This is a genomic window from Paracidovorax sp. MALMAid1276, from assembly GCF_049198005.1.
Lineage (GTDB): Bacteria > Pseudomonadota > Gammaproteobacteria > Burkholderiales > Burkholderiaceae_C > Acidovorax.
In genome coordinates, this window is the sequence record NZ_JBMIRS010000160.1 from 1 (window position 1) to 825 (window position 825).

1 protein-coding gene is annotated in these 825 nt (G+C 68.1%); it reads right to left on the minus strand.

Annotation, left to right across the window (positions count from 1 at the left end; all coding sequences use genetic code 11):
- Positions 1–634: tetratricopeptide repeat protein (locus ACOQFS_RS10985; RefSeq protein ID WP_421562917.1), on the minus strand; the 634-nt coding region annotated here is incomplete at its 3' end.
- Positions 635–825: the final 191 nt, after the last annotated feature.

Consider the following 825-nt stretch of genomic DNA (forward strand, 5'->3'; position numbering starts at 1 on the left):
GGGCAGGTGGTGCCGCCGGGGTGGGCGCAGGGGCAGCGGCGGGGCGCTGCGTGGCCACCACGGCGGGGGCGGGCGCTGCAGCGGCACTGCGGCCGGCCTTGCCCGCCGAGTCGGTGGAGAACAGTTCGCGGATCAGCGCGAGCTTGGGCTTGACCGAATTGGCGTTGGTGGCATCCAGCTGCAGCGCCTTGTTGTAGGCCTGGCTGGCCAGCTTGGCGTAGATGTCGCCCAGGTTCTCGTGCGCCGTGGCATAGCTGGGGTTGGTGCGTATCGCCATCTCCAGCGCGGTGCGCGCCTTGTCCAGCTGGTTCTGGTTGGCGTAGAGCACGGCCAGGTTGTTGTAGGGCTCGGGCAGCTCCGGATACTCTTCGGTGAGCTTGGTGAAGCTGGCGATGGCGTCGCCCTGCTTGCCGCTGTCGGCCTGGGCCACGCCGCGCAGAAAGCGCAGCTGCGGATCCTTGGGGTTGGCGGCCAGCCGCTGGTCGGCCTTGGCCAGTGCGTCGGCCGGCTTGCCGGCGCGCAGCAGCTGGGTGATCTCGGCATAGTCATCCGCATGGGCCACGCCCGATCCGAGCAGTGCACTGAGGGCCAGCAGGCGCAAGAGTCGTGGAATGGAGCTTCGGGCTTGCTTCATGGGGGTTCGGAAGGGTTGGGGGGCGTCCCGCGGGGCGGGAGCTTATACTGCGGCGGATTGTAGCTGAGGGGGTTGTCATGACGGTACGCTGTTGCCGCGGGTGATTTCTAGGAGTCTGCGCGGTAGAAGGCGTCGAAGCGAAACGCGCGAAAACCGAGGATCGCGGGGTGCGACCGACAAGCCCAGGGTAG